This is a genomic window from Streptomyces sp. NPDC020489, from assembly GCF_044386545.1.
Classification (GTDB): Bacteria; Actinomycetota; Actinomycetes; order Streptomycetales; family Streptomycetaceae; genus Streptomyces.
This window is the reverse complement of record NZ_JBIRUZ010000003.1, coordinates 579,815-605,891: the sequence shown is the minus strand read 5'-3', so window position 1 is coordinate 605,891 and position 26,077 is coordinate 579,815. Positions and strand designations below refer to the sequence as shown.

20 protein-coding genes are annotated in these 26,077 nt (G+C 72.5%); 7 read left to right on the top strand and 13 right to left on the bottom strand.

What is annotated here, in order from left to right:
- Positions 1 to 190: 190 nt before the first annotated feature.
- Both ACH41F_RS09720 and ACH41F_RS09715 read right to left on the bottom strand, forming a co-directional pair.
- Positions 191 to 1,909, bottom strand: coding sequence for a hypothetical protein (locus tag ACH41F_RS09720; protein WP_398834115.1), 1,719 nt, complete (start codon positions 1,907 to 1,909; stop codon positions 191 to 193).
- Positions 1,910 to 2,072: 163 nt separating this feature from the next.
- The gene (locus ACH41F_RS09715; protein ID WP_391239204.1) at positions 2,073 to 2,324 is read right to left on the bottom strand and encodes a helix-turn-helix domain-containing protein; all 252 of its coding nucleotides are present in this window, start codon (positions 2,322 to 2,324) and stop codon (positions 2,073 to 2,075) included.
- A 32-nt stretch (positions 2,325 to 2,356) separates the two neighbouring features.
- Here ACH41F_RS09715 and map point away from each other — a divergent pair, with 32 nt between their 5' ends.
- Both map and ACH41F_RS09705 read left to right on the top strand, forming a co-directional pair.
- Positions 2,357 to 3,130 carry a type I methionyl aminopeptidase gene (gene map / locus ACH41F_RS09710; RefSeq protein WP_391239201.1) on the top strand — a complete coding sequence of 258 codons (774 nt, stop codon included), beginning with the start codon at positions 2,357 to 2,359 and terminating at the stop codon, positions 3,128 to 3,130.
- Positions 3,131 to 4,214: 1,084 nt separating this feature from the next.
- The gene (locus ACH41F_RS09705; protein ID WP_391239199.1) at positions 4,215 to 6,767 is read left to right on the top strand and encodes an AAA family ATPase; all 2,553 of its coding nucleotides are present in this window, start codon (positions 4,215 to 4,217) and stop codon (positions 6,765 to 6,767) included.
- Here the strand turns inward: ACH41F_RS09705 and ggt are convergent, their stop codons facing one another.
- Positions 6,768 to 8,573: a gamma-glutamyltransferase gene (ggt, locus tag ACH41F_RS09700; protein ID WP_391239197.1), complete on the bottom strand. Its 1,806-nt coding sequence runs from the start codon at positions 8,571 to 8,573 to the stop codon at positions 6,768 to 6,770.
- A gap of 144 nt (positions 8,574 to 8,717) precedes the next feature.
- Here ggt and ACH41F_RS09695 point away from each other — a divergent pair, with 144 nt between their 5' ends.
- Both ACH41F_RS09695 and ACH41F_RS09690 read left to right on the top strand, forming a co-directional pair.
- The gene (locus ACH41F_RS09695; RefSeq protein WP_391239195.1) at positions 8,718 to 9,476 is read left to right on the top strand and encodes a hypothetical protein; all 759 of its coding nucleotides are present in this window, start codon (positions 8,718 to 8,720) and stop codon (positions 9,474 to 9,476) included.
- 116 nt (positions 9,477 to 9,592) lie between these two features.
- Entirely contained in the window at positions 9,593 to 11,197 is a 1,605-nt protein-coding gene (locus tag ACH41F_RS09690; RefSeq protein ID WP_391239193.1) for a CocE/NonD family hydrolase, read from the top strand.
- A 419-nt stretch (positions 11,198 to 11,616) separates the two neighbouring features.
- On the opposite strand, the gene ACH41F_RS09685 is transcribed toward ACH41F_RS09690, so the two are convergent.
- Entirely contained in the window at positions 11,617 to 12,360 is a 744-nt protein-coding gene (locus ACH41F_RS09685; protein ID WP_391239191.1) for an ATP-binding cassette domain-containing protein, read from the bottom strand.
- A gap of 123 nt (positions 12,361 to 12,483) precedes the next feature.
- Positions 12,484 to 12,891 (bottom strand): DUF6278 family protein, encoded by a 408-nt coding sequence (locus ACH41F_RS09680; protein ID WP_391239188.1) that lies wholly within the window; start codon positions 12,889 to 12,891, stop codon positions 12,484 to 12,486.
- 215 nt (positions 12,892 to 13,106) lie between these two features.
- On the opposite strand from ACH41F_RS09680, the gene ACH41F_RS09675 reads away from it, so the two are divergent.
- On the top strand, positions 13,107 to 14,855 hold the full coding sequence (locus ACH41F_RS09675) for a GDSL-type esterase/lipase family protein (protein WP_391239186.1): 1,749 nt from the start codon (positions 13,107 to 13,109) through the stop codon (positions 14,853 to 14,855).
- A gap of 4 nt (positions 14,856 to 14,859) precedes the next feature.
- On the opposite strand, the gene ACH41F_RS09670 is transcribed toward ACH41F_RS09675, so the two are convergent.
- From ACH41F_RS09670 to ACH41F_RS09655, 4 genes are all read right to left on the bottom strand, one after another.
- Positions 14,860 to 15,639 carry an exodeoxyribonuclease III gene (locus ACH41F_RS09670; protein WP_391239184.1) on the bottom strand — a complete coding sequence of 260 codons (780 nt, stop codon included), beginning with the start codon at positions 15,637 to 15,639 and terminating at the stop codon, positions 14,860 to 14,862.
- Positions 15,640 to 15,669: 30 nt separating this feature from the next.
- Positions 15,670 to 16,305 (bottom strand): MBL fold metallo-hydrolase, encoded by a 636-nt coding sequence (locus ACH41F_RS09665; protein ID WP_391239181.1) that lies wholly within the window; start codon positions 16,303 to 16,305, stop codon positions 15,670 to 15,672.
- Between the two features lie 34 nt (positions 16,306 to 16,339).
- Positions 16,340 to 17,638, bottom strand: coding sequence for an alpha/beta fold hydrolase (locus ACH41F_RS09660; protein ID WP_391239611.1), 1,299 nt, complete (start codon positions 17,636 to 17,638; stop codon positions 16,340 to 16,342).
- A gap of 183 nt (positions 17,639 to 17,821) precedes the next feature.
- Entirely contained in the window at positions 17,822 to 18,463 is a 642-nt protein-coding gene (locus ACH41F_RS09655) for a TetR/AcrR family transcriptional regulator (protein WP_398834109.1), read from the bottom strand.
- 71 nt (positions 18,464 to 18,534) lie between these two features.
- On the opposite strand from ACH41F_RS09655, the gene ACH41F_RS09650 reads away from it, so the two are divergent.
- Positions 18,535 to 18,966, top strand: a complete 432-nt coding sequence (locus ACH41F_RS09650) for a hypothetical protein (RefSeq protein WP_398834107.1) — start codon at positions 18,535 to 18,537, stop codon at positions 18,964 to 18,966.
- Positions 18,967 to 19,075: 109 nt separating this feature from the next.
- Here the strand turns inward: ACH41F_RS09650 and ACH41F_RS09645 are convergent, their stop codons facing one another.
- Complete coding sequence (locus ACH41F_RS09645; RefSeq protein WP_391239173.1) at positions 19,076 to 19,999, bottom strand: LysR substrate-binding domain-containing protein; 924 nt, start codon at positions 19,997 to 19,999, stop codon at positions 19,076 to 19,078.
- Between the two features lie 71 nt (positions 20,000 to 20,070).
- Between ACH41F_RS09645 and ACH41F_RS09640 the strand changes: the two genes are divergently transcribed.
- Positions 20,071 to 21,459, top strand: coding sequence for an FAD-binding protein (locus ACH41F_RS09640; protein WP_391239170.1), 1,389 nt, complete (start codon positions 20,071 to 20,073; stop codon positions 21,457 to 21,459).
- A 403-nt stretch (positions 21,460 to 21,862) separates the two neighbouring features.
- Here ACH41F_RS09640 and ACH41F_RS09635 read toward each other — a convergent pair whose 3' ends face one another.
- The 3 genes from ACH41F_RS09635 to ccrA all read right to left on the bottom strand — a co-directional run bounded on the left by ACH41F_RS09635 (position 21,863) and on the right by ccrA (position 25,980).
- Positions 21,863 to 22,744, bottom strand: a complete 882-nt coding sequence (locus tag ACH41F_RS09635) for a LysR substrate-binding domain-containing protein (protein WP_391239168.1) — start codon at positions 22,742 to 22,744, stop codon at positions 21,863 to 21,865.
- Between the two features lie 178 nt (positions 22,745 to 22,922).
- Positions 22,923 to 24,668, bottom strand: coding sequence for an AMP-binding protein (locus tag ACH41F_RS09630; RefSeq protein ID WP_391239165.1), 1,746 nt, complete (start codon positions 24,666 to 24,668; stop codon positions 22,923 to 22,925).
- Positions 24,669 to 24,735: 67 nt separating this feature from the next.
- Positions 24,736 to 25,980, bottom strand: a complete 1,245-nt coding sequence (gene ccrA / locus ACH41F_RS09625; RefSeq protein ID WP_391239161.1) for a crotonyl-CoA carboxylase/reductase — start codon at positions 25,978 to 25,980, stop codon at positions 24,736 to 24,738.
- Positions 25,981 to 26,077 lie beyond the last annotated feature (97 nt).

Sequence of the window (26,077 nt, the reverse complement as noted above, 5' to 3'; positions counted from 1 at the left end):
AGCTGCTCCTTCGACGGGACCTCAGAGCCTCTACGCCCGTAGACGCAGGTCGTAGAGGGTCGAAAGTAAGCCTCCCCGGCGGCCTTGCCAAGACCATCGTCGTTAACCCGCTGAGTCGATCACGTTTCACACTCTCGTGGGTGAGCGGTCGGGCCGCCGAGAGGCCTGGCGGCACACCGGTCCGGGCGGCTCAGGCGCTGAATCCGGCGACCCTGAGGGCGTGGACGAGATCCCAGTGGCGCTCCTCCGAGACGCCCCGGGCCGCCTCCAGCAGCAGCGGTACGAGGGTCCCCGGACCGCAGGCGGCGCTGCGGGCGGCCTCCTCGGGGGTGCGGACCCGGACGTAGGCGTCGAGCAGCGCGCGCACCTCGCGGCGGCGACCCTCGGCGGCCAGGGCCATGACGGCGGCGCCGATCTCCTCGGCGGGCCGGGCGACACCCTGGCGCAGGATCTGCTCCCCGTCGGCGCCGCGCCCGGCCTCGACCAGCGCGTCCGCCGCCGCGACCAGCCGCTCGGCGGGCAGCGAGGCGGCCTCCCAGAGCAGGGTGGCCCAGTCGTGCCCGAGCCCCGCGCGCTGGAGTTCACCGGCGAGCAGCGGGAAGCGGGCGGCGGGCCAGTGGGCGGCCTCGACGAGCAGCGCGTGCGCCTCCCCGCTGCGCCCCTGCGCGCGCAGCCGCACCAGTGTCTCGACGACCCGTACGACCTCCTGCCCGGCCCCCGCGTCCACCGGTTCTGCCTGCGGCCGGGGCCCCGCTTCGACCGGCTCGGCGGCACCGGCGAACCGGGCACCGCGCGGGGTGCGGCGGGTCCGGGCGGCGGGCGCGGGCAGCGTGGGCATGACGGCGGGCGGTACGACGTCGGGGGCGGCCTCCTGCGTGGCGCCACCGGCGAAGCGGGCACTGCCGCGGCGACGCTTGCGCTGCTTGGGGGGCTCGGGGGCGGGAGCGGGGCCGGCGCCGGGTTGGGGACCGTCCTCGTCGGCGGGGCTCGCAGCGTCGGCGGGACTGTACCCGCGTGTCACGGCCCACTCGGGGGCGTCGGCACGCGCCGGTCCTGCCCACCCCGCCCCTTCTGCCGCTCCGGCCGATCCCGCCGGCTCCCCGGCCGCCGTGACTCCCCCAGGGCCCACGGGTCCCCCGGGCCCCGCGTGTCCCGTCCGGGTGTCATCGCGCCCGGTGTCCTCACGCCAGGCCGCCGCCTCCGCCGCCGCACGCGTGTCGCGCTGCTGCGGCACGCTCGGGGACCAGCCGTCGCCCCGTCCTGCGCCGCCCGAGGCATCCGCACCGGGCGCGTCCTCGGCGGCAGCCGCGTCACCCGCGTCGCCCGGCCCGTAGGCGCTCTCGATGCGGAACACCCCGCCGCTGCGGCCGCGTTGGATCGCCCGCGCCTGGCCCTCCACCGAGCGATCGTCCAACTGCCTCATACGACTGCGGAGTTCTGCGCACCGCGCGGTTGCCCGCTCGTGGTCGTCGCGGGCCCAGGCGAGGTCGAGGCGGAGGGCGTCGGCCTCCTCGCCGGAGGTGGCGGCGGCCAGGGCGTGCCCCAACTGGGCCTGGCGTTCGGCGGCGTACCGCTGTTCGCGGAGCATCACGTCCAGCCGGTCACCGAGGGCGTCCCGGCCGCCGGGCCGGGCGTCGAACGCGGCCAGCGCCTCGGTGTGCAGGGCGCGGGCCCGACCGGCCTCGGCGGCGACCTCGCTCACGCCGTGCTCGGTGGCCAGGTCCTGCAGCAGCGCCTCCACCACGTCCCAGGGCGGCATCTCACGCCCTTCGAGGCAGGCCCGCATGCCGTCAGGGTCGCGTTGCCAGAACACGGCGCACCAGCCGCCGCCCTGGTCGAGGCGCGCCAGCAGGCCGTTCAGATAGTTCGCGAACTCCCGTACTCGACCTGGGAGTTGATCCACTGCCATCGTTCAACTCCCGCCAGACCGGAGCACTCCGGTCCGTAGAAAACACCAGTTGTGTTACGGCGCGGCTACGGAGGCTTTTCGAACCGGACGCAAAGATCCCTTCCCGCTCGGCGCGAGGATGTGCGCCGTCGCGGTGCCGGGCCCCCCGGCGGGCGGGGTCGGGTCAGACGGGCGCCGGCGCGCACCGGACGACCAGGTCGTCCATGGAGAGTCCGAGGGCTGCCGCCAGGGCGGCGACCGTGAAGAAGGCGGGCGTCGGCGCCCGGCCGGTCTCGATCTTGCGGAGGGTCTCGGCGGAGATGCCCGCGCGAGCCGCGATCTCGGCCATGCTGCGGTCGCCGCGCGCCGCACGCAGCAGCCGGCCGAGCCGTTCGCCGCGTTCGCGCTCTTCCGGGGTCAAGGGGGTACGCACCATGACCCCATTCTAATACCGGTATAGTAATTGGCATGGTGGAGCTGAAGACAGACACATCGATCGACGCCATGTACGAGGCCGGACAGGTCGTCGCACGTGCCCTCACCGCCGCGCGCAAGGCCGCCGACGTGGGCGTCTCCCTGCTGGAGCTGAACGAGGTCACCCACGAGGTGTTGCGCGAGGCGGGGGCCTCCTCCCCCTTCCTCGGCTACCGCCCCTCCTTCGCGCCGACGCCGTTCCCGGCCGTCCTCTGCGCCTCCGTGAACGACGCGATCGTGCACGGCGTCCCGACCCGTTACCGGCTGCGCGACGGAGACCTCGTCTCGCTCGACTTCGGCGCCGAACTCGGCGGCTGGGTCGGCGACTCGGCGCTGAGCTTCACGGTGGGCACCCCGCGCCCGGCCGACCTGCGCCTGATCGACACCGCGGAGCGCGCGCTGGCCGCCGGCATCGCGGCCGCCGTCGTCGGCAACCGCATCGGCGACATCGCGCACGCCATCGGCACGGTGTGCCGGGCCGGCGGCTACGGCATCCCGGAGGACTTCGGCGGACACGGCATCGGCCGCCGCATGCACGAGGACCCGGGGGTCCCCAACGAGGGCCGTCCCGGCCGGGGCATGAGGCTGCGCCACGGCATGGTCCTGGCGATCGAGCCGATGGTGATCGGCGGCGGCACCGACGGCTACCACGCGGACGCGGACGGCTGGACCCTACGCACCAACGACGGCTCCCGCGCGGCCCACGCCGAACACACGGTCGCCATCACGGACGCCGGCCCCCGCATCCTCACGGCCCGGGCGGACTGAGGGCTGCGCGGGGGTCGGGGGGGTGGACGGGGTCGGGGCGCATGTTTCGGGGCCGCGGGCTTCGGGGGTCGCATCGACTTCTGCGGACGCATGGGCTTTGGGGGCCCCACAGACTTCGACGGGCTGACGGGCTTCGGGAGCGCATGCTGCGAGGCCGCACGGGTTTCCGGGGGCGCGCGGACTTCCGCAGGGGGATGCTTTGGGGGCCGCACGGACTTCCGGGTTCGCATCGACTTCCGCGGGCGCACCGACTTCGGGGGAACACCGACTTCCGCGGGCGCATGGGCTCGGGGTGCCCGGACTGCGAGGGTCGCCCAGACCGCAAGGACCGCCGGAGCGGCGAGGGTGGCCGGGACGGCGAGGCCGCCCTGACCTCTAGCGCCGCGGGGATCGAGACCGCCCGCGATCTCAGGGGGCGCCGCGAACCCTCAAGGATCTACACTCCCGTAGCGGCACGCCTCGTAGCAGCACGCACCGCCGGACGGCCCGCCCCCGTAGCGGCAGGCAACTCCGAGGAACCGCCGCCAACCGCCGTACCGCGCCCGGCAGGCACCATGCCCAATGCCCGCATGCCCGCCCAGCTCCTGCTGACCGCGCCCCAGGACGGCCCACCGCGCCGCGTCCGCGCCTCCGCCAGCCACCTCGGACCACCAGGTCCATGTCGCCACCCGCACGGCACCGGCACCCGCCTGCCCGCCCCGCCGCCCACGTCCGCCCGGACCGCCTCGACACCGGACTCGGTCGCCGGATGCCCGCGCCGCCCCCGGCTGCGGCCGAGCGGCCGGCGCACCCCGGCCAGGGCGTCCTCCCGGCCGGAGGTGCTGTGGACCAGCGATCGTGCGATCGTGTTCTACGAGCGCCAACGCGGCCTGCGCACGGCCGAACGCCCGATGCGGCCGGCCCGGGACCTCGTGGCGGACGGGCACCCGCCGCACAGGTGGACGAGTGCCCGCCGCACAGATGGGTCCGCTGGGCGAGGGTGGGCCAGAGGTGTAACCGGCTCCCCCTCGGGTTACCCGGCCCCGGCACGTCGATCGGCGAGGGCGTCCCCCGGGCCCCGCGGGAACGCCGGATGGGAACGGTCATGACCAGCGGCTTCAGCGGACCGGAAGACTACGACGCCTTCGGCGAGTTCCTCGCCCGCTTCTTCGGCGGGCCCCGCCCCGGACCCCGGCAGATCAACATCGGCCGGCTGCTCAGCCAGCCCGCCCGGGAGCTGGTCCGGGGCGCCGCCCAGTACGCCGCCGAGCACGGCAGCCGGGATTTGGACACCCAGCACCTGCTGCGGGCCGCGCTGTCCGCCGAGCCGACCCGGACGCTGCTCAGCCGGGCCGGCGCGGACCCCGACGAGCTGGCCGAGGAGATCGACGAGCGCTCCGGACCGGTGCAGCACCCGCCGGGCGAGGCGCCGCCGCCGACCTCGCTCTCCCTGACCCCGGCCGCCAAGCGCGCCCTGCTGGACGCGCACGACCTGGCCCGGGTCCGCGGCAAGGGGCACATCGGCCCCGAGCACGTCCTGAGCGCGCTGGCCGCCAACCCCGACTCGGCGGCCGGGCACATCCTCAACTCGGCCCACTTCGCACCCGCGAGCCTGCCGCCGGAGCCGGCCTCGGACCCCGGGCAACCCCGTCCCGAGGCGCCCCGCGGCACCGGCACCGGCACCGGCACCCCGACCCTCGACACGTACAGCCGCGACCTCACCGAACTCGCCCGGCAGGGCCGGATCGACCCGGTGATCGGCCGTGACGAGGAGATCGAGCAGACCATCGAGGTGCTCTCGCGGCGCGGCAAGAACAACCCCGTGCTCATCGGTGACGCGGGCGTCGGCAAGACGGCCGTCGTGGAGGGCCTCGCGCAGCGGATCGCCGAGGACGACGTGCCGGACGTGCTGACCGGGCGGCGCGTGGTGGCCCTGGACCTGACCGGGGTGGTCGCGGGCACCCGCTACCGGGGCGACTTCGAGGAGCGGCTCAACTCCATCGTGGGCGAGATCAGCGCGCACTCCGACGAGTTGATCGTCTTCATCGACGAACTGCACACGGTCGTCGGCGCGGGCGGCAGCGGCGAGTCCGCGTCGATGGACGCCGGCAACATCCTCAAACCCGCCCTGGCCCGAGGCGAGTTGCACATCGTCGGCGCGACCACCCTCGAGGAGTTCCGTCGGATCGAGAAGGACGCGGCACTGGCCCGCCGCTTCCAGCCGATCCTGGTGCCCGAGCCGTCCGTCGCGGACACCCTGGAGATCCTTCGCGGGCTCAGCGACCGCTACGAGGCCCACCACCAGGTCCGCTACGCCGACGAGGCGCTGGTGGCGGCCGTGGAGCTGTCCGACCGCTACCTCACCGAGCGGCGCCTGCCCGACAAGGCCATCGACCTCATCGACCAGGCCGGCGCCCGGGTCCGGCTGCGCGCCCGCACGAAGGGCACCGACGTACGGGCCCTGGAGCGTGAGGTCGAGCAGCTCACCCGGGACAAGGACCAGGCGGTCGCCGACGAAGGGTACGAGGAGGCCCTGCGCCTGCGTGACCGCATCACGGAGCTGAAGCGGCGGATCGACGAGGCCACCGGGCACGACGAGGCCGACGAGGGGCAGCACCTGGAGGTGACGGCGGAGGCGATCGCCGAGGTGGTCTCGCGTCAGACGGGCATCCCGGTCGCCAGCCTCACCCAGGAGGAGAAGGAACGCCTGCTGCACCTGGCGGAGCACCTGCACGAGCGGGTCGTCGGCCAGGAGGAGGCGGTGAGCGTGGTCGCCGAGGCGGTGATGCGCTCCCGCGCCGGGCTCGCCAGCCCGGACCACCCGATCGGCAGCTTCCTGTTCCTCGGCCCGACCGGCGTCGGCAAGACGGAGCTGGCCCGCGCCCTCGCCGAGGCCCTGTTCGGCAGCGAGGAACGCATGGTCCGTCTGGACATGAGCGAGTACCAGGAACGGCACACCGTCAGCCGCCTGGTGGGCGCCCCGCCCGGCTATGTCGGCCACGAGGAGGCGGGCCGGCTCACCGAGGTGGTCCGCAGGCACCCGTACGCGCTGCTGCTGCTCGACGAGGTGGAGAAGGCGCACCCGGACGTCTTCAACATCCTGCTCCAGGTCCTCGACGACGGCCGGCTCACCGACTCCCAGGGCCGCACGGTCGACTTCACCCACACGGTGGTGGTGATGACGAGCAACCTCGGCTCCGAGGCGATCGGCCGCCGCGGCGCCGGGATCGGCTTCGGTCCGGGTGGCGCCGAGGCGGACGAGGAGGCGCGCCGCGAACAGGTGTTGCGCCCGCTGCGCGAGCACTTCCGTCCGGAGTTCCTGAACCGCATCGACGAGATCGTCATCTTCCGGCGGCTGACGGAGGAGCAACTGCGGCAGATCACCGACCTGTTGCTGGAGCGCACCCGGCGTCTGCTGCGCGCGCAGGGCGTCACCGCCGACTTCACCGGCGCGGCCGTCGACTGGCTCTCCCGCCGCGGCCACCAGCCGGAGTACGGCGCCCGTCCGCTGCGCCGCACCATCCAGCGCGAGGTCGACAACCGGTTCTCCCGGCTGCTGCTCGACGGCCGGGTGGGCGAGGGCGGCCGGGTGACGGTGGACGTGGTGGACGGGCGGCTCACCTTCGACACCGAGGATCCGCCCGCCCCGGAGTTGTGACTACGGCGCCGGGTGCACCACCTGCGCCGAACCACCCCCGCGCCGCACGGTCTCGGCGGCCGCCAGCCACTTCCCGCCCGGCAGCCGCTGCACACCGGTCGCCGCCCCGATCTCGGCGTTCAGCTTGAACGAGTGCCCGATGGCCTCCAGTCGGGCCCGCAAACCGTTGGGGCTGGTGTCGTTGAAGAGCGCCGGCTCCAACTCCGTCTGCGCGGCGTTGCGCTGGCTGGCCCGCGGCGCGGCGATCGCGTCCACGAGCGGCGTGCCCCGGTCGAGGAACTCCGTCAGCACCTGGAGCACCGTCGTGATGATGGTCGCCCCGCCGGGTGAGCCCACCGCCACCACGGGCTTGCCGTGCCGGTCCAGCACGATCGTCGGTGAGATCGACGAGCGCGGCCGCTTGCCGGGACCGGGCAGGTTCGGGTCGTGTACGGCCGGGTTGGCGGGCACGAAGGAGAAGTCGGTCAGCTCGTTGTTGAGGATGAACCCGCGTCCGGGCACGGTGATCCCGCTGCCGCCGGTCTGCTCGATGGTGAGGGTGTAGGCGACGACGTTCCCCCACTTGTCCGCGACCGTCAGGTGCGTGGTGTTCTCGCCCTCGTACGTCGTCGGCGCGACCGTCCCCCCGGCGCCGCAGCTCGCCGGGTGCCGCGGGTCGCCGGGCGCGACCGGGCTGGTCAGCACCGCGTCGTCCTTGATGAGGCAGGCACGGGAGTCGGCGTACTTCTGCGACAGCAGTTCCGCCGTGGGTACGTCCTCGAAGGCGGGGTCGCCGACCCAGCGACCGCGGTCGGCGAACGCGATCCGGCTCGCCTCGATGTAGCGGTGCAGGTACTGGACCTCGCTCGCCTTGGAGAGGTCGGTTTTCTCCAGGATGTTGAGGGCCTCACCGACCGTCGTGCCGCCGGAGGAGGAGGGTGCGATGGAGTAGACGCCGAGTCCGCGGTAGGAGGTCCTGGTGGGCGCCTGGAGCTTGGCGCGGTAGGCCGCGAGGTCCTTCTCCGACAGGTCGCCGGGTCGGGCGTTCCAGCCGGAGGCCGGGTCCACGGGCGGGTGGTTGACGGTGTCGACGATCTCGTCGCCGAGCCGGCCGCGGTAGAGCGTGTCGACGCCCTTGCGGCCCAACTCGGCGTAGGTGCGGGCGAGATCGGGGTTCTTGAAGGTGGAGCCGACGACGGGGAGGGCGCCGCCCGGCAGGAACAGCTTCGCGGTGTCGGGGAAGTAGCGGAACCGGGTCTCGTTGAGCGCGGTCTGGGCGCGGAAGGTGTCGTCGACGGTGAACCCGTCGCGCGCGATCCGCTCGGCGGGCTTCAGGACCGTGCCGAGTCGTTTGCTGCCCCACTTGCCCAGCGCCGTCGCCCAGGTGGCGGGCGTGCCCGGGGTGCCGACGGCGAGCCCGCTGCTGACGGCGTCGGCGAAGGGGAGTGCCTTGCCGTTCTCGGTGAACAGGTCGGGGCCGGCGGTCAGCGGGGCCGTCTCGCGCCCGTCGATGGTGTGCACCGTGCGCGATGCGGCGTCGTAGTAGACGAAGTAGCCGCCTCCGCCGATCCCGGAGGAGTAGGGCTCGGTGACGCCGAGGGCGGCGGCCGTGGCGACGGCGGCGTCGACCGCGTTGCCACCCTTCCTCAGCACCTCGATGCCGGCCGCGGAGGCGTCGGCGTCGACGCTCGCGACGGCGCCGCCGTACCCGACGGCCACGGGGACCTTGTCCGGGGCGCTGCGAGCGGCGGGCGGCGCCGCCCCCACCGACACCACGGCGGCCGAGACCGCCAGTACCGACAGTTTCCGCGCGACAGGGCGACGCATGCGTACCTCCAGGCCGGGACCGTCCGCGCAGCGTAACCAGAACACCGAGGGCCCGACAGCCCCCTTCCGGGCACCTGCCATGAGAACGCCACACTTCGAACACCGGTACGTACCAACCGTGTCGGCCCGCTAGCATGCGCGCCCATGAACGACGACGTGCGCAACATCGTCCTGGGCGTGATGGCGGCGGGCATCAGCGCCGCACTCGGCTGGGTGGCCCGCACCTACCTGTGGAAGCGCAAACTGCGGCGCAAGCAGGCCTTCTTCGGGCTGCCCGACAACTCCGAGTCGCTGCTCGTCGTCAACCGCGACGCGGGCGGCCCCGACCTGTCCGTGCACCGCTACGACGTCTTCGCGCTGCTCGAGCTGTCCGCCCTCATCAAGGACTGCGGCGCGCACGCCGAGGTGGTCGCCCAGGACGCGGCCCGGCAGGGCTTCGGGGAGCGCACGGAGTTCTGCGTGGGCGGGCCCGGTTCGAATCGGCGCATGGCCGCGCACATGCACGCCATGCTGCCCGGGGTGCGAGTCAACACCGACCCCGAACCGGGCCCGGACCGGCTGGCGTTCCAGATCGGCAGCGAGCGCTACCGGATGGAGAAGGGGCTGTCCGAACACGTACTGCTGGCCCGGCTCACCGCCGGAATGCCCGGCCAGGACCGGCCGGTCTTCCTGTTCTGCGGCCAGACCGCGATCACCAACCAGGCCGCCACCCGCTATCTCGCCCGCAACCACGAGCGGTTGGCCCGCAAGTACGGCAACAACGCGTTCGTGCTGCTGTTGAAGGTGGTCAACTCCCAGGCGTACGGCCCGGACGTGGCCGAGCTGGTCGCGGACGTGACCCGGGCGGCCCAGGCACCCCTGCCCACCCCCGCGGCTCCCCGCAACTCCCACCGCGCCTCCTGACTTCGTTCACATACCAACAATCGTTACTCCCACGTAACTTACCGACGGGTTACCCCCGGTAAAGGCGCGAGGTTACCGTCTGGTCACTTTGCACTGACACGAGTGAGGAGCGACCGATGAGTCCAAGGGGCGCGGAGCACCTTCGAACAGGGGGGTGGCGGGCGACGAAGGCCCTGCGCACCACCGCCGTGGGCGCCGTCTCCGTGACGCTGATCGCCGGTGGCGTCCTCGGGGCGGCCCCCGCCGCGCAGGCCGCCACGGGGAACGTCCGGTTCGTGGACATCTCCGGCGAGGGCGGCACCGTCCTGAAGGCCAACGTCATCACCCCGGCCGGCTCCGACGGCAGCCGCGCCTACCCCCTGCTCGTGCTGCCCACCAGCTGGGGTCTGCCCCAGGTCGAGTACCTCGCGCAGGCCCAGAGACTCGCGAACTCCGGCTATGTGGTGCTCAGTTACAACGTGCGCGGCTTCTGGCAGTCGGGCGGGGAGATAGAGGTGGCGGGCCCGCCCGACATAGCCGACGCCCGCAAGGTCATCGACTGGGCCCTCGCCAACACCCCCGCCGACGCGCGCAAGGTCGGCATGGCGGGCGTCTCCTACGGCGCCGGCATCAGCCTGCTCACCGCCGCCCATGACAAGCGCGTCAAGGCGGTCGCCGCCCTCAGCGGCTGGGCCGACCTGATCGACTCGATCTACTCCGGCCGCACCCAGCACGTGCAGGCCTCGGCCCTGCTGGACGGCGCGAGCGTCGTCACCGGGCGCCAGAGCGCCGAACTCCGGTCGATCTTCAACCACTTCTACGCCTCCGACCTGTCCAAGGAACAGGACATGATCGACTGGGGGAAGAAACGTTCAGCCGATACATACCTGGACCAGATCAACCAGAACGGCGCCGCGGTCATGCTGGCCAACGCCTGGGGCGACTCGGTCTTCGCGCCCAACCAGTACGCCGACTTCTACGAGAAGCTGACCGGCCCGAAGCGACTGGAGTTCCGCCCCGGCGACCACGCGACCGCCGAGCTCACCGGACTGCTGGGCCTGCCCAACGACGTCTGGACCGACACCGAGCGCTGGTTCGACCACTACCTCAAGGGCGAGGACAACGGCATCAACCGCGAACTGCCCGTCCAGCTCACGTCCCGCTCCGGGGGCGCCTACGAGGGCTACCCGGACTGGAAGTCGGTGGGCGCGACCACGAGGAAGCTCGACCTCGCCGGCACCACCACGATCCACACCAACGTCGACTCGGGCGCCAACGGCGGTGTCGTCTTCCTGTCCAGCATCCTCGACCAGATCGCCCGGCTGCCGCCGATCGCCTCGATCCCGCTGCTCCCGCGCACCTGGGCGGCCGTATGGCAGTCGGGGAAGTACGCCACGGCCCAACGGGTGCGCGGCACGGCCACGCTGCACACCACCCTCACCCCGACCAAGGAGAGCGGCACCCTCGTCGCCTACCTGTACGACGTGGGGCCGCTCGGCCTAGGGAAGCTGGTCAGCAACGCGCCGTACACCTTCCACGGGCGGACGCCCGGCGAGCCGTTCGGCGTCGACCTGGAGCTGTACTCCACGGCCTACGACGTCCCGGCAGGGCACCGGCTGGCCCTGGTGGTCGACACGGTCGACCCGCTCTACATCGAGCACAACCCGTCCGGCGCGCGGCTGACCTTCTCCTCGCCGGCGAACGACCCGTCGTACGTGTCGATACCGCTGCGCGAGCAGTGATCTCCGGCCGGCGCCGGGCGGGCAGGGCTCTGTGAGCTGCCACCCCCCTACGGTCTCGGGGCCGTGGGGGGACCCCCACCAGGCAGCAGCGTCCCGGGGTCGGCCGTGGCGACGTCCACGGCCTGGGTCGTGGGATCGTGCCGCTCACGCCCGGCTGACCGGGCGAGCGGCCTGCGCATCCCGGTGCGGATCGGTGAGGTCACCGTCACCACCGGGATGAACGGCACATCGTAGTCGAGGTCCGCGGCGACGGGCCCGCCGGCCTGGCACAACTCCGGGCGGGGGACCCGGCGACGGCGGCTCCGGAACGGCCCTTCGTCCACTTCCGGGCGGTCGGGCCGCGGCCCTGAGGCATGCGATGGTCCTGCGGCCCGGTGGCGGCCGGACGTGGGTTGCCGAACATGGTCGCGCTCCCCCGGTCAGTGCTTGAGGATCTTGGAGAGGAAGTCCTTGGCACGCTCGCTGTCGGGGTGGGTGAAGAACTCCTCGGGGGTGCGGTCCTCGACGATCCGGCCGTCGGACATGAACACCACGCGGTGGGCGGCCGAGCGGGCGAAGCCCATCTCGTGGGTGACGACGACCATGGTCATCCCCTCCCTGGCGAGCTGCCGCATGACCTCCAGGACCTCGTTGATCATCTCGGGGTCGAGGGCCGAGGTCGGCTCGTCGAAGAGCAGGGCCTTGGGCTCCATGGCGAGGGCGCGGGCGATGGCCACGCGCTGCTGCTGGCCGCCGGAGAGCTGTGCCGGGTACTTGTCCGCCTGGGAGGTGAGGCCCACCCGGTCCAGAAGTTGCCGCGAGTGCCGGTCGGCCTCGTCCTTCTTGCGTCCGCGCACCTTGATCTGCGCGAGGGAGATGTTCTGGAGGACCGTCTTGTGGGCGAAGAGGTTGAAGGACTGGAAGACCATGCCGACCTCGGCGCGGAGCCTCGCGAGACCCTTGCCCTCCTTGGGCAGCGGCTGTCCGTCTAGCTGGATCTCACCGGACTGGATGGTCTCCAGCCGGTTGATCGTCCTGCACAGTGTCGACTTTCCCGACCCTGACGGGCCGATGACCACGACCACCTCCCCCTTGCCGACGGTGAGGTTGATGTCCTGCAGGACATGCAGCTCCCCGTAGTACTTGTTGACGTCACGCAGCTCGATCAACGGATCGACGGCCATGCCCAGCCCTACCCACTCTCAGCTGTGTCGCGATTGCCGCAAACTATCCACACAAGACTGGAGTTAGTACACGACACGCACTTTTCGGGCATTAGCCGTATTTACGCCCCGCTTATGTGTGCGCTAGGACTCCGCCACCTCGGCGTACAGCTGGGAGAGTTCGGGCACTCCGCTCGCCGCCCACTCGTGCCCGTCGGCGACGACGTCGAACTCCCGGCCGGAGGCGAGCCTGATCACCGGCTGCCCGTCGGGGCGGATCTCCCACCGGGCCCCCGCCACGGTCCGCACGATCACCGTCCCGAGGTACAGCCCGGCGTCGTTGCCGAGCCAGTCCAGCGCCTCCGCGTCGTCCCGCCAGCGCGGCACCAGCTGGTCGAGCGCCTCCAACGAGTCGACCGTGTCGTTGAGTTGGACACCGTCGCGGTACGCCTGGTGGCGCAGCAGCTCACACTCGGCGAGGAGTTCGGCGATGCCCTCGGCGTCGTGCGCCTCGGGTTCCTTGCGCCGGCTGCCCAGAAAAGGGATCTTCATAGGACCAGCGTGTCATTGGCATGCGCCCCCGCACCACAGGCGCGCGCGGACCGCCGATCCGGGGCGACTTCACGCCGGGTCCGGGCATGGCGCGTTGACGCGTCCCCGGCGCCTCCCTACCTTCACGGAGCGTCTTTCGTCTCGTGGTGAGCAGTGGTGACGGTCGTGTACGGAGTCCTGTACGGGGGGAGTGAGTCGTGCGCCGAGGTGTGCGGATGCCCGCGGTCGTCCTCGCCGTGTGCACGGCACTGGCGCCGGCCGGCCCCGGGCGGGCGGCGGCACAGGCCCCGTCGCGCGCGGAACCGCTGCCGCTGGAGCGGCTCTTCGACAACACGGCGGTCAGCGACGACGCCCGCCCCGGGGAGGCGGACCTCGACGGCTCGGGCGCCTCGCTGTCGGCCCGGGACCTCGCGGCCGCGGGCTGGACGCCCGGCCGGACCCTGACCGTCCAGGGCGCCCGGCTGACCTGGCCGCGCGGCCGGGCGGGCGCGCCGGACAACGTACGCGCCGCCGGTCAGTCCGTGCGCGTCCACGGCCGTGGCGACGCGCTCGCCTTCCTGGTGGCGGGCACGGCGGGCACCGAAGTCAGCGGCTCGGGACGGGTGTCGTACGCGCGGGGCGGCAGTTCCTCCTACCGCCTGACGGCCCCCGACTGGCGCACGGGCCCGCTCGCCACGAAGGCGGTCGCCCTGCCGCATGTGAACACGCCTGGTGGCCAACTCATCGAGACAGTACGGCTGTACGTCGTGACCGTGCCGCTGGCGCGTGGGCGCCGGGTCACCTCGGTACGGCTGCCCTACGCGCCCTCACTGCATGTGTTCGCGGTGTCCGTGCGGGCCGACACGCCCGGCTGGAGCGGGAGTTGGGCGACCGCGACGGGCGGCTGTCCGGCCGTCGGTCCGTGGCGCGACCGGACGCTGCGGCTCGTCGTGCACACCTCGGTGGGCGGGCCGCGGGTGCGCCTGCGCTTCGACAACACCTTCGCGGCGGCGCCGGTACGGATCGGGAGCGCGACCGTGGCAGTACGGGGGACGGGCGCGGCGGCCCGGGACCTGCCCGAGCCGGTGACCTTCCGTGGCGCGACCGCGGTCGAGCTGCCCGCCGGGGCACAGGCGTTCAGCGATCCGCTCGGCCTCCAGGTGCCCGCGGACGCCGACCTGCTGGTGAGCTTCCATCTGCCGGGCACGGTGACGGCGGCTCCGGTGCACCGGCTCGCGCGGCAGCGGTCGTACATCAGCGAGCCGGGTGACCACACGGCGGACGCCTCGGCGACCGCGTACACCACCGTGATCACCAGCCGGCCGCTCCTGACCGGTGTGGACGTGGGCGGCGGGCCGGGGTCCGTGGTGCTGCTCGGGGACTCGATCACGGACGGGGAGCGCTCGACGGTGGACGCGAACCGGCGATGGCCCGACATGCTGGCCGACCGCTTGCTCGCACAGGACGCGGTGCCGCACTACGGCGTGCTCAACCAGGGGATCTCCGCGAACCGTGTGGTCTCGGACCGCTACCCCGGCGACGGGGTCCTGACCGACACGGGCGGGGTGAGCGCCCTGCACCGGTTCGACCGGGACGTCCTCGCGCAGACGTCGGTGCGTACGGCGGTGGTCTTCGAGGGCGTCAACGACCTGCGGTGGGGGACGCCGGCGGACGAGGTGATGGCGGGGCTGCGGAAGCTCGCGGACCGCGGACACGCGCGCGGGGTGCGGATGCTGGCGGCGACGATCCTGCCGTGCGAGGGCGAGGCTCGCTGCACGGCCGCCGTGGACGCCGAGCGGGTCGCGGTGAACCACTGGATCCGGGAGAGCGGCGCGTTCGACGGCGTCCTCGACCTCGACGCCGTGGTGCGCGACCCGGCCCGCCCGGCGCGGATGCTGCCCGCCCTCGACAGCGGGGACCATCTGCACCCGGGGGACGCGGGTCTCGCGACGCTCGCCCGGTCCGTGGACCTGGGGCTCCTGTAGCCCCCTACACGTCCAGGTCGACGACGACCGGCGCGTGGTCCGAGGCACCCTTGCCCTTGCGCTCCTCACGGTCCACGTACGCGTCGGAGACGGCCTTCGCGAAGGGCTCGTTGCCGTACACCAGATCGATGCGCATACCGCGGTTCTTGGGGAAGCCGAGCTGGCGGTAGTCCCAGTACGTGAAGGGGCGGTCGTACTTCAGGGGGCGCGGGACCACGTCCGACAGGCCCGCCTCGCGCAGGGCGGCGAGGGCGGCGCGCTCGGCGGGGGTGACATGGGTGAGCCCCTCGAAGGCGGCCACGTCGAAGACGTCCTCGTCGGTCGGCGCCACATTGAAGTCGCCCAGGACCGCGAACGGGCGGCTGCCTGCCGCGTCGCCCGCGACGGCCGCCCTGAGAGCCTCGAACCACTGGAGCTTGTAGGCGTAGTGCGGGTGGCCGACCTCACGGCCGTTCGGCACGTACACCGACCACACCCGGACCGGGCCGCAGGTCGCCGAGATGGCCCGGGGCTCGGGGGCGCCGTCGTAGCCGGGGTCGCCGGGCAGGCCCTTGACGACGTCCTCCAGGCCGACCCGGGAGATCACCGCCACCCCGTTCCACCGGCCGGTGGCGTGCACCGCCGCCTCGTAGCCCGCCTCGCGCAGCTGGTCGAACGGGAACTGCTCCTCGGCCAGCTTGGCCTCCTGGAGGCAGAGCACGTCGGTGCCGCTGCTCTCCAGCCAGGCCAGGAGCCTCGGCAGGCGGGCGGTGATCGAGTTGACGTTCCAGGTCGCGATGCGCATGTCCGACAACCTACCGGGCCCCACTGACACTCACACGGACGCACTCTCCCCGGGCGCCAGACGCAGGTGCTCGGAGCCGCCGAGGGCGCCGATCTGGTTGTCGTAGATCGGGCGGGCGAGGTCGGTGAGCAGGGCGTCGTGGATGTCGTAGGCCCGCTGCGGCCCGACCTCACGGACGTACTCGATGACCTCGGAGATCTTGCTCCAGGGGGCCATGACCGGGAGCATCAGCGTCTCCACGGCGTGGTCGGGGACGGTGAGGGCGTCGCCGGGGTGGAAGACGCGACCGCCGTCGATCAGGTAGCCGACGTTGGTGATGCGCGGGATGTCGGGGTGGATGACGGCGTGCAGTTCGCCGTGGACCTGGACGTCGAATCCGGCCGCCGTGAAGGTGTCGCCGTGGCCGACGGTGTGCACGCGGCCGGGGAAGGCGGCGGAGACCTTCTCCGCGACGGACCTCAGCGTCCAGATCTCGGCGGCCGGGTTCGCCTCCAGGGCCGCGCGCAGCCGCTCCTCGTCGAAGTGGTCGGGGTGCTCGTGGGTGACGAGGATGGCCTCCGCGCCGACCGCGGCGTCCGCCTCGCTGAACCCTCCGGGGTCCAGGACGAGCGTGCGGCCGTCCTTCTCGAGGCGGACACAGGCGTGCGACTTCTTCGTGAGCTTCATGGGCTCCATCCTGCCGTTCGGGCCGGGCGGGTGCTCACTCCTGCGGGGTCGTCTCCTCGCGGACGACCTGCTGGGCCACCGTGAACGCGCGGCCGGCGGCGGGCATCCCGCAGTAGACGGCCGTCTGCAGCAGTACCTCCCTGATCTCGACCGGGGTCAGACCGTTGCGCAGCGCCGCACGGACGTGGACGGCGAGCTCCTCCAGGTGGCCGCCCGCGACGAGGGCGGTGAGCGTGACACAGCTGCGGGAGCGGCGGTCCAGACCCGGGCGGTCCCAGATCTCACCCCAGGTGTAGCGGGTGAGGAACTCCTGGAAGTCGCCGGAGAACTCGTCCGCCTGCGCCAGCGCGCGGTCGACGTGCGCGTCCCCGAGGACCTCGCGGCGCACCTTGAGCCCGGCGTCGTACGGGTCGGGCCGTCCGCCGCCCGCGACCGGCACCGGGGCGGCGGGGGCGATCTCGGCGATCGGCGCGGGCTGCTGCGGCCCGGCGGGTACCGTCCTGGCCGGGGCCGCCGGGACGGCCGTCTGGCCGGGGGCGGGGTCGAACGGGGGCTGCCAGGCGGTGGAGAAGTGCCGCACCAGCAGGTCGGTGACGGCCGCGGGCTGTTCCACCGGTACGAGGTGGGAGGCGCCGGGCACCACGGCGAGCCGCGAGTCCGGGATGCCGGCGACGAGGGTACGGGCCTCCGCCGGGCCGGTGACCTGGTCGTCGGAGCCGACGAGGACGAGGGTGGGCGCGCCGACCCGGGTCAGGTCGACCCGTACGTCGAAGGCGGCGAGGGCCTCGCAGGCGGCGATGTAGCAGCCCGGGTCGGTGGTCCGGACCATCTGCACGGCCCAGTCGGTGATCGCGGGCTGCGCGGCGGCGAACCCGCCGGTGAACCAGCGGTCCGGCGAGGAACGGGCGATCGGGTCGAGCCCGTTGGTCCGGACGATCACACCCCGCTGCCGGAACTCGTCCGGGGTGCCGAAGCGCGGCGAGGCGGCGATCAGCGCGAGCGAGGCGATCCGCTCCGGGTGGCGCAGGGCCAGTTCGAGACCGACCGCGCCGCCGAGCGCGCATCCCGCGTAGCCGAAGCGCTGGATGCCGAGGTCGTCGAGGGTGGCGAGCAGCCGGGCGGCGAGGTCGATGACCGAGCCCGCGGGGTACGCGGGAGCGCCGCCGTGGCCCGGCAGGTCGTACCGGAAGACCCGCCACTGCTGGGCCAGCTCGGGGACCTGGCGGTCCCACATGTGCCAGGTGGTGCCCAGGGACGGACCGAGGACCAGGACCGGGGCGTCCTCTGGCCCGTCAACGCGGTATTGCAGGGTGTTCGGTGGTGTCTCGCTCACCCGTCCGATCCTCTCATCCGTCATGGGCGGCCCCATGACGTGGGCGAGGGAAGCCGGTCTGACCAGGTCGGACTCCGCGCGGGCCGGGTATCGCCCTCGCCGGCCAAACACCCACCTGTGCCTACTAGTTCGGCGACCCGGGCTGCCCCGCTCTCACCGGAGGTTGGCGGACGGCCCTGCACGTCACTTCGGACCACCGGGCTCAGGAGTGTCCGCATCGGGATCGACGAGGGCCAGGTGAGAGGCCAGGGCGCGGGCGGTGTCGACGAAGTACTGCTCGTCGACACCGTGGGCGAGGCCGAGGAGGACGCCCTGGTTGAGGCCGACGAACAGCGCCCGGAGCGCGGTGACCAGGCGTTTCGCCTGATAGGGCGTGATGACGTCCCCGTGGTGCGCTCTGCCGGTGAACAACGTGACCAGGTGGTTCTCCTGTCCGCCGACGGACGCGGCAAGCCGGGAACCCGTCTCGGGGTCGTGCAGGGCCATGTCCAGCAGGGTGATCTGCAACGACAGGCCGGACAGCGCGTCAGGCGCGTCACAGCTGCGCCAGTAGTACCGGGCGAAGGCGTCGACCGCTTCGAGGAGGTCCATCTCGGCGGAGATCTCCTGTTCGATCTCCGCGTAGTGCGGCCGCAGGTAGTCCGTCACCAGGGCGACCATCAGGCCGCTCTTGCTGCCGAACAGCGAGTAGATGGCGCCGGTGGTCAGTTCCGCGCGCTCGGCGATCTCCTCGAGCCTGGCGCGATACCCGTCTCGGGAGACGACCTGCAACGCGGCCTCCAGCAAGGCGCGACGGTTGCGTTCCTTGGTCTGCGCTCTCGTCATTCTCATAATGACATTACTGTAGTAATCGCGTTACGGAAGAGCAGTGAGACACCCGACAGGGAGGAACGCTCATGACACAGGCCCAGGCTGAGACATCGTCAGGGACGCGCCGGTGGGCGGGAGTTGTCGCAGACGGCGTGGTCAAGGTGTTACTCGGCGCCTCCTTCAGCGCGGGCGCCGCCCCCCTTGGTGATCTGCTCGGTGTGCCCACCTGGCTGATGATCGTCGCGGGCGTCGTCCTGCTGATCGGCGGAGGGATCGAGATCCGGTATGTGCGCCGCCGCCCGCTTCCCACCTACAGGCGGCTCATGGTCGCCTACGACGGCGGCTGGGTGCTGGCGATGCTCGCAGGCCTGCTGGTGGCCTGGCAGGGGGGCACTGCCGGAGGTGAGGTGTGGATCGGATACCAGGCGGTGGCCCCTCTTGCGCTTGCGGCGATGCTGATGGCCGCCGCCCCCGCGCCGTCGGCCACGGACACTCGCGCGGAGAACTCCACACCCTGACCCGGATGCCACGATCGCGTGCCTCGTGGACGAGTTCGAGCGGCGTCGGCTCCGGCGCGGGCCGCTCCCCCGGCACGGCCGGTGCCTCTCACGCACGGCCCGCCTCCCCTCACCCGGCATCGGTGTCCGGGGCGGGCAGGGACTTGCGCAGGCGGTCCAGGAGGGCCCTGGCCGCAGGGCGGGAGGGTCCGTCCGTGCGCCAGGCCAGAGCGATGCGGCCGCGAGGCTGCGGGCGGACGAATTCCATGATCCGCAGGCCGAGGGCCTCGGCGGCGGCCGGCGAGGGAGCCGGCAGGACGGCCACGCCCAGTCCGCGCGCGGCGAGTTGGGCGAGGAGGACCGGGGAGGCGGCCTCGAAGGCGACCCGCGGCGGGATGCCCGCGGCCGAGAAGGCCCGCTCCAGGACGCCGCGCAGACCGGTGCCGCGCGGCAGGCTGATCAGCGGGCGGTCGCGGAGCGCCGTCAGTGGGATGCCGGTGGGTCCGCCGGACTCGAGCAGGGGGTCGTCCGAGGCGACGACGGCGACCAGGGGTACGTCGACCACGATCTGCCAGGAGATGGCCGGGGGCAGGTCCTCGTCCGTGAGCCCGAGCAGCGCGATGTCGAGTTCGCCGTGCTGCAGGGCGCTCAGCATCTGTTCCGAGGTGGTCTCGGCGAGCTCTATCTCGACCTCGGGATGGTCGTCGTGGAAGTCCGCGATGATCGAGGCCACGTCGAGTTCATGCGTGGCGGCGCCGGAGACGAGCCCGATTCTGACGTGCCCGCGCAGCAGCCCGGTGTACTCCTCCACGATCTGCCGTACACCCTCGACCGCGGCGAGCGCGGCGCGTGCGTACGGCAGCACGGCCTCCCCCACTTCGGTGGGGACCACCGACCGGGCCGAGCGGTCGAGCAGGGGCTGGCCCAGCTCCCGTTCGAGCTGCCGGATCTGCGCGCTCACCCCGGGCTGGGCCAGACGCAGCCGGGTGGCGGCCCGGGTGAAGTTCGCCTCTTCCACCACCGCGACGAAGTACTGCAGCTGCCTGAGCTCCATAAGCGACAATGCTAGCAACGAGACGAATTATCTCTTGGACTTCTGATGAGGCCACTGCCAGCCTGAATGCCATGGGGAACGACGCGCACGAGACGCTGCAGAAGGTGCCCTCTTTCACCGGCCCCGCCCTCCGGCCCGGTGACCAGGGCTTCGACGAAGAGGTGGCCGGCTTCCAGGCCGCCTACACCCACCGTCCTGCCCTCGTGGTCGGCGCCGCCGACGCGGAGGACGTCCGTACGGCGGTCGCGTACGCGGCCGGGCGGGACCTGCCCGTGGCCGTACAGGCGACGGGGCACGGGCTGTCGGTGGCGGCCGACGGCGGCGTGCTCATCAACACCCGGAGACTGGACGAGGTGCGGGTCGACGCGGCCGCCGGAACCGCCCGCGTGGGCGCCGGCGTGCGGGCGGGCGCGCTGATCGAGGCGGCCGCGGCCCACGGGCTGGCTCCGCTCAGCGGCTCGGCGCCGACCGTCGGCGTGGTCGGCTACCACCTCGGCGGCGGGATCGGTCTGCTCGCCCGCCAGTTCGGCTACGCGGCCGATCATGTGCGGGCCGTCGAGCTCGTCACCGCGGACGGCCGGTTGAGCCGGCTGACGCCGGGTGACGAACTCTTCGGCGCGGTGCTGGGCAGCGGCGGCAACTTCGGCGTCGTCACCGCCCTGGAGGTGGCGCTGTTCCCGGTCGGCACGGTCTACGGCGGCCAGCTGGTCTTCGACACCCCGCTGGTCGAGGAAGCGCTGGAGACGTGGCGGCGCTGGAGCGCCACGGTCCCCGACGAGCTGACCTCCTCCGTCACCTTGCTGAACTACCCGGACCTGCCGATGGTCCCGGCCCCGCTGCGCGGCCGGTACGTCGCCTCGTTCCGCATCGCCTACAACGGCCCCGAGGAGAAGGGCGAGCAGCTCGTCGCAGCCCTGCGCAAGGTCGGCCCGCGGCTGCAGGACGACCTGCGGACCATGCCGTACACGGAGACCGGCACCATCCACGGCGAACCCGACACCCCACACCCGTACACCGCGACCAACGCGCTGCTCGGCGAGCTCACCGAACAGGCGCTGCGCTCGGTGCGGAAGGTGGCAGGACCGGATTCCCCGGTGCCGTGCATGGTGGACATCCGCCACCTCGGGGGCGCGCTGCGCACGTCCGGCCCGACCGGGGTCGCCGTGGATCACCGCGAGGCCGAGTTCGTCGTCCGCGTGCTGTCCTCACCCGGCTTCGGCGGCGTCGAACCCGAGGCGATCCGGGAGCGGCACGCCCTGCTGCGCGAGGCCCTGGCCCCGTGGACGCTCGGACACAGCCTCGCCTTCCTGTACGGCGACGGTGACCATGCCGACGAGGCGCAGACCCGCGCCGGTTACGAGCCGGGGACGTATGCCCGGTTGGCCGCGCTCAAGACGGTCCACGACCCCGGCAACCTGTTCCGCTTCAACCGCAACATCCGACCCGAGCCGACAAGCTGAGCCGGGGCAGGCGGCCCCGAGGTCCCGCTCGAGTGCGTGACAGCTGACGGCCCGCCCCTGAGAAAACGACGCGCTCACCTGTGTCGATGGGCTTCACCCCGGGCCACACGGCCCCCCGTGCTCCGCGCCGTCCGTGTTCATCCCCCGTCCGCGGGCGGCGCGGTGTCCAGCTCTCGGTGTTCGCGCATCGCCCGGCCGCCGCCTGGGCCCGGTCCGCTGAGCCGGACCGGGTGCCGTCAGCCCGAAGCACCCTGTCGCTCGCGTCGGCGCAACTGACAGGAAGTGCAGGGCCGCCGTGCCGACGAACCGCAGTCGGGAAGCTCCACTTCGTGGAGGAGAGGGGCTGCGACACGAGAGCCGCCGCCCGGGCGGACAACCATGGGAGCCGGCGGGCCCGGCCGCGTCACGCCAGGACGGTGCGCGCGTACTCGATCAGGGCCTGGGCAGCCGGGCTCACCGGGCCATCGGCCCGCCAGGCGAGGGCAAGGCGTCCGCGCAGCAGCGGGCTGGGGATCTCCACGGCATGGAGTCGGCCGGCATTGGCTCCGACGAAGGGTTCGGGAAGGATGGCCATGCCGAGACCGCGCGAGGCGAGTTGCGCCAGGACGCGCGGATCGCTCGCCTCGAACGCGACACGGGGTTTGATGCCCGCGGCGGCCCATGTCGCGTCGGCGACACTGCGCAGGCCGCTTCCCACCGGCAGGCACATCAGCGCATGGGGCTCGATCTCCTCGACGGCGATGCTCCGGTACCGGGCCAGCGGATGCTCGTGGCTGACGGCACCGACGAGCGGCTCGTCGGCGACGATCTGGAGGTCGAGGCCCGCCGGGGCCTTGGCGGACACCCCGATGATGGCCACGTCGATCCGGCCGGAGCGCGCCTCGGCGATCAGCTGGTCGGTGCTTCCCTCGGACAGGGAGATCTCCACGGAGGGGTATTCCTCGCTGAAGTCCGCGATGAGCTCCGTGAGGCTGAGCGACAGGGACGACGGCACGGAACCGATGGCGACCTGTCCGCGCACCAGGCCGGTGAGGTCGTCCACCGCGTTGCGCAGGTGGTCCAGAGCGGCCAGTACGGCCTGGGCGTGCGGGAGGGCCGCGGTTCCCGCGTCGGTCAACCGGACCGAGCGGCCGCCCCGGTCGAGCAGTTCCTGACCCAACTCCCGTTCCAGCCGCCGGATCTGCGCGCTCACACAGGGCTGGGTCACGTGGACGCGTGCTGCGGCCTTGGTGAAGCTGCCCTCTTCGGCAACGGCGACAAGGTACTCCAACTGACGCAACTCCATGAGCCGACCGTATCCGCGCCGCTTCTTCGAACTCCCTTCTCGTATAAGGAATTGACATGCAGCTGACCTTGCTCGGACGAAGTCCGACACAGGCGGTTCGTGCGGGGCGCCGGCCGGGTGCCGCGGCGGCGCCCTCGCCGCGCAGTCGCGGGCACCGCCCTCGGTCCCAGCACGGCCCTTACACCTCGACCGGGTCGCGGTGCGCGCCGAGGCGCCGCAGCGTGCCGGACTCGAACTGCTCGCGGCAGGGGCGGCGCCGCACCTTCCCGCTGGTGGTCTTCGGCAGCGTGCCACGGCGGATCAGCACCACATGCTCCGCCTCGATGCGGTGGTCTCGGCGTATGGCCTCGCGCACCGCGACCACCACATCCTCCTCGGCGTCCAGCCGTAGCACGCGACTGTCGGCCTCGATCACCACGACCAGCGCCTCACCGCTGCCGGTGTCCACGGGGAACGCGGCGGCGGAGGCGGGGCGCAGCAGAGGGTGGCTGTTCTCCGCCGTGTACTCCAGGTCCTGCGGATAATGATTGCGGCCCCTGACGACGATCAGGTCCTTGAGCCGACCGGTGACATACACCTCGCCGTCCCGAACGAAGCCCAGGTCACCGGTGCGCAGGAACGTCTCGTCCGCCGTCTCCCCCCGGATCCGGGCCCGGAAGGTCCGCTCGCTCTCCTCCGGGCGGCGGAAGTAGCCGGAGGCCACACACGGCCCCGACACCCAGATCTCCCCGACCTGATCCTCCGGAACGGCCTTCAAGGTGCGCGGGTTCACGATGCGCACCCTGGTCGCGCCGACGGGGATCCCGCAGCTCAACACCGTGGTCCGGGGCCTGCCGGAATCGCCGTCCGCTCCGGGCACCGGCACGACACGACCGTCGGCCAAAGAGTCGGCGTCCAGGCAGAGGGCGCGCGCTCCGGTCACCGAGGAGGCCCCGCTGACCTTCAGGGTGTTCTCCGCGAGACCATAGGCCGGGACGACAGTGCGCGGACCCAGACCGTACGGGGCGAACTTCCCCGTGAACTCGCGCACCGTGTGCGCCCGCACCGGTTCGGCGCCGTTGATGGCCACCCGCCAGCGCGACAGGTCCAGGGGAACTCGCGGAGCGGCGCCCTGCACGCACAGGTCGTACGCGAAATTGGGCGCGGCCGTATGGGTGCCGCCGAATCGGGACAGTGCCTCCAGCCAGCGGGCGGGACGGCGGATGAACGACTCCGGGGTCATCAGGTACGCCGGCCGTCCGGACCACAGCGGCAGGACCACCCCGAGCATCAGGCCCATGTCGTGGAAGAACGGCAACCACGACACGATGACGCCGTCGTCCCCGACCGGCCACAGCTCGTCCGTCTCCGCCGCGTTGGCCCAGAAGTTGGCGTGGGTCACCATCACACCCTTGGGCCGGCCGGTGGAGCCGGAGGTGTACTGGAGCAGCGCCACGTCCGACAGCTCCGCTGCGGGGAGCGGGGCGCCCGTGACCGGGGTGAGCTCCTCGGTGGCGACCAGGTCGAGCCCGGCCAGTTCGGGCAGTCCGCCGAAGTCGGCGAGCAGCCGGTCGCGGACGGGCCGGGTGGTGAGCACCAGGGTGGTGCCCGCGTCGTCGGCGATGCCGCGCAGCCGCTGCACGGCGTACCGCCGGGTCGGCACCTGCACCGGTGCGGCGGCGATCCCGGCGGTGGCACAGGCCAGCCAGCCCCGGACGAACTCGAGGCAGCTGGGGTACATCAGTACGGCGCTGCGGACCCCGCGGTACCGTTCGGCGAGCGCGTCGGCCCTCGCCGCCACCGCCGAGCGCAGTTCCGCGTACGTGGTGCGCTCGCCGGGTTCCTCCCCGTCCCGGAGATGGGTGTAGGCGATCCGGCCGGGGGTCTCGCGGGCACGCAGCGCGAGCAGCGCGGGCAGGGACAACGGGCGTCGATCAGAACTCATGGCCGTCCGTTCATGGTGGGTGGCACGGATTTCCTCCGCAGGCCCGGTGCGGAGGCGGCGGTGGCTCTCAGGCCAGGTCGGTCAGGCCCGGCCGCAGCGCGTTGACGAGCGCTGCGGCGTTGCCGGGGCGCTGCCGGTTCTCGTGCATCCTCTGGTGGGCCTCCCCTATCTGCTCGAAGGTGAAGGGCTCGGAGAGGCAGGGGTCGACGAGCCCGGACGCCACCAGGTGGATCATCTGCCGGCACTGCGCGGGGTTGAAGCCGTGCGAGCCCTGGAGACGCTTCTGCCGCATCCACAGGAAGCGCAGGTCGACGTCCGCGGCGTAGCCGGACGTGCCACCGCAGATGACGACCATGCCGCCGTTGTCGCACAGGTACATCGACGTGGGGATGGTGTCCTGGCCGCTGTGCTCGAAGACGATCCGCGGCGCCCGCCGCTCGCCGAGGGCCTCCCAGAAGGCCCGGCCGAACGCGCGCACCTGGCTTATCCAGGCGCCGTACGCGGCCAGGTCTGCGGGGTCGGGCATCCGGCCCCAATGGCTGAACCGGGTACGGTCGATGACCCCGGCCGCGCCGAGTCGGCGGCAGTACTCCGCGCGCTCGTCGCTGGAGACCACGGCGATGGGGATGCCGCCCGCGTTGCGCACGAGCTGGATCGCCATCGACCCGAGACCACCCGCGCCGCCCCAGATCAGCACCGGATCCCCGGGCCGCACCGTGTTGCCGTCCCAGCCGAAGAGCTGACGGTAGGCGGTGGCGCCGGTGAGGATGAAGGCCGCCGCGGCCTCCCAGGTCAGGTTCCCCGGCTTGGGGTGGCACTGGAAGTCCTGCACCAGGGCGAACTGGGCGAAGGAGCCGTAGTTGGACTCGTACCCCCACGCCTGCACGCTCGTCGACATCGTCGGGTCGACGCCCAGGCGGATGTCGGCGGCGCGTTCGTCCCACTGGCCGCCGGAGAGCACGACGTGGTCGCCCACGGAGATGCTGGTGACGCCCTCCCCGACGGCGTAGACGACACCGGCGCCCTCCGAGCCGCCGATGTGGAAGTCCTCGGGCTCGCCCCGCTTCTGGCGGGCGGCGACGACGTCCAGCGGACGGCCCAGCCCGGCCCACACGTTGTTGTAGTTGATGCCCGCAGCCATCACCCAGACGAGCGCCTGGCCCGGTCCGGGCCTGGGCACGTCCACGACCTCGGTCGCGAAGGCCTTCGCCGGTTCGCCGTAGCGTTCCGGGCGGATCACGGATGCGTACATCTGCTCGGGAACATGACCGAGAGGAGGGGTTTCCCCGATCTCGTACAGGCGCTTGCCCATCGTCCATGCCTTTCTGTCCAAGTGGCTCTCGGGTGTCTGCCGTCGGCACGCGGTCCGGAAGGGGCGTGCCGGTTCCCGACTCGGGGGAACCAGGGCG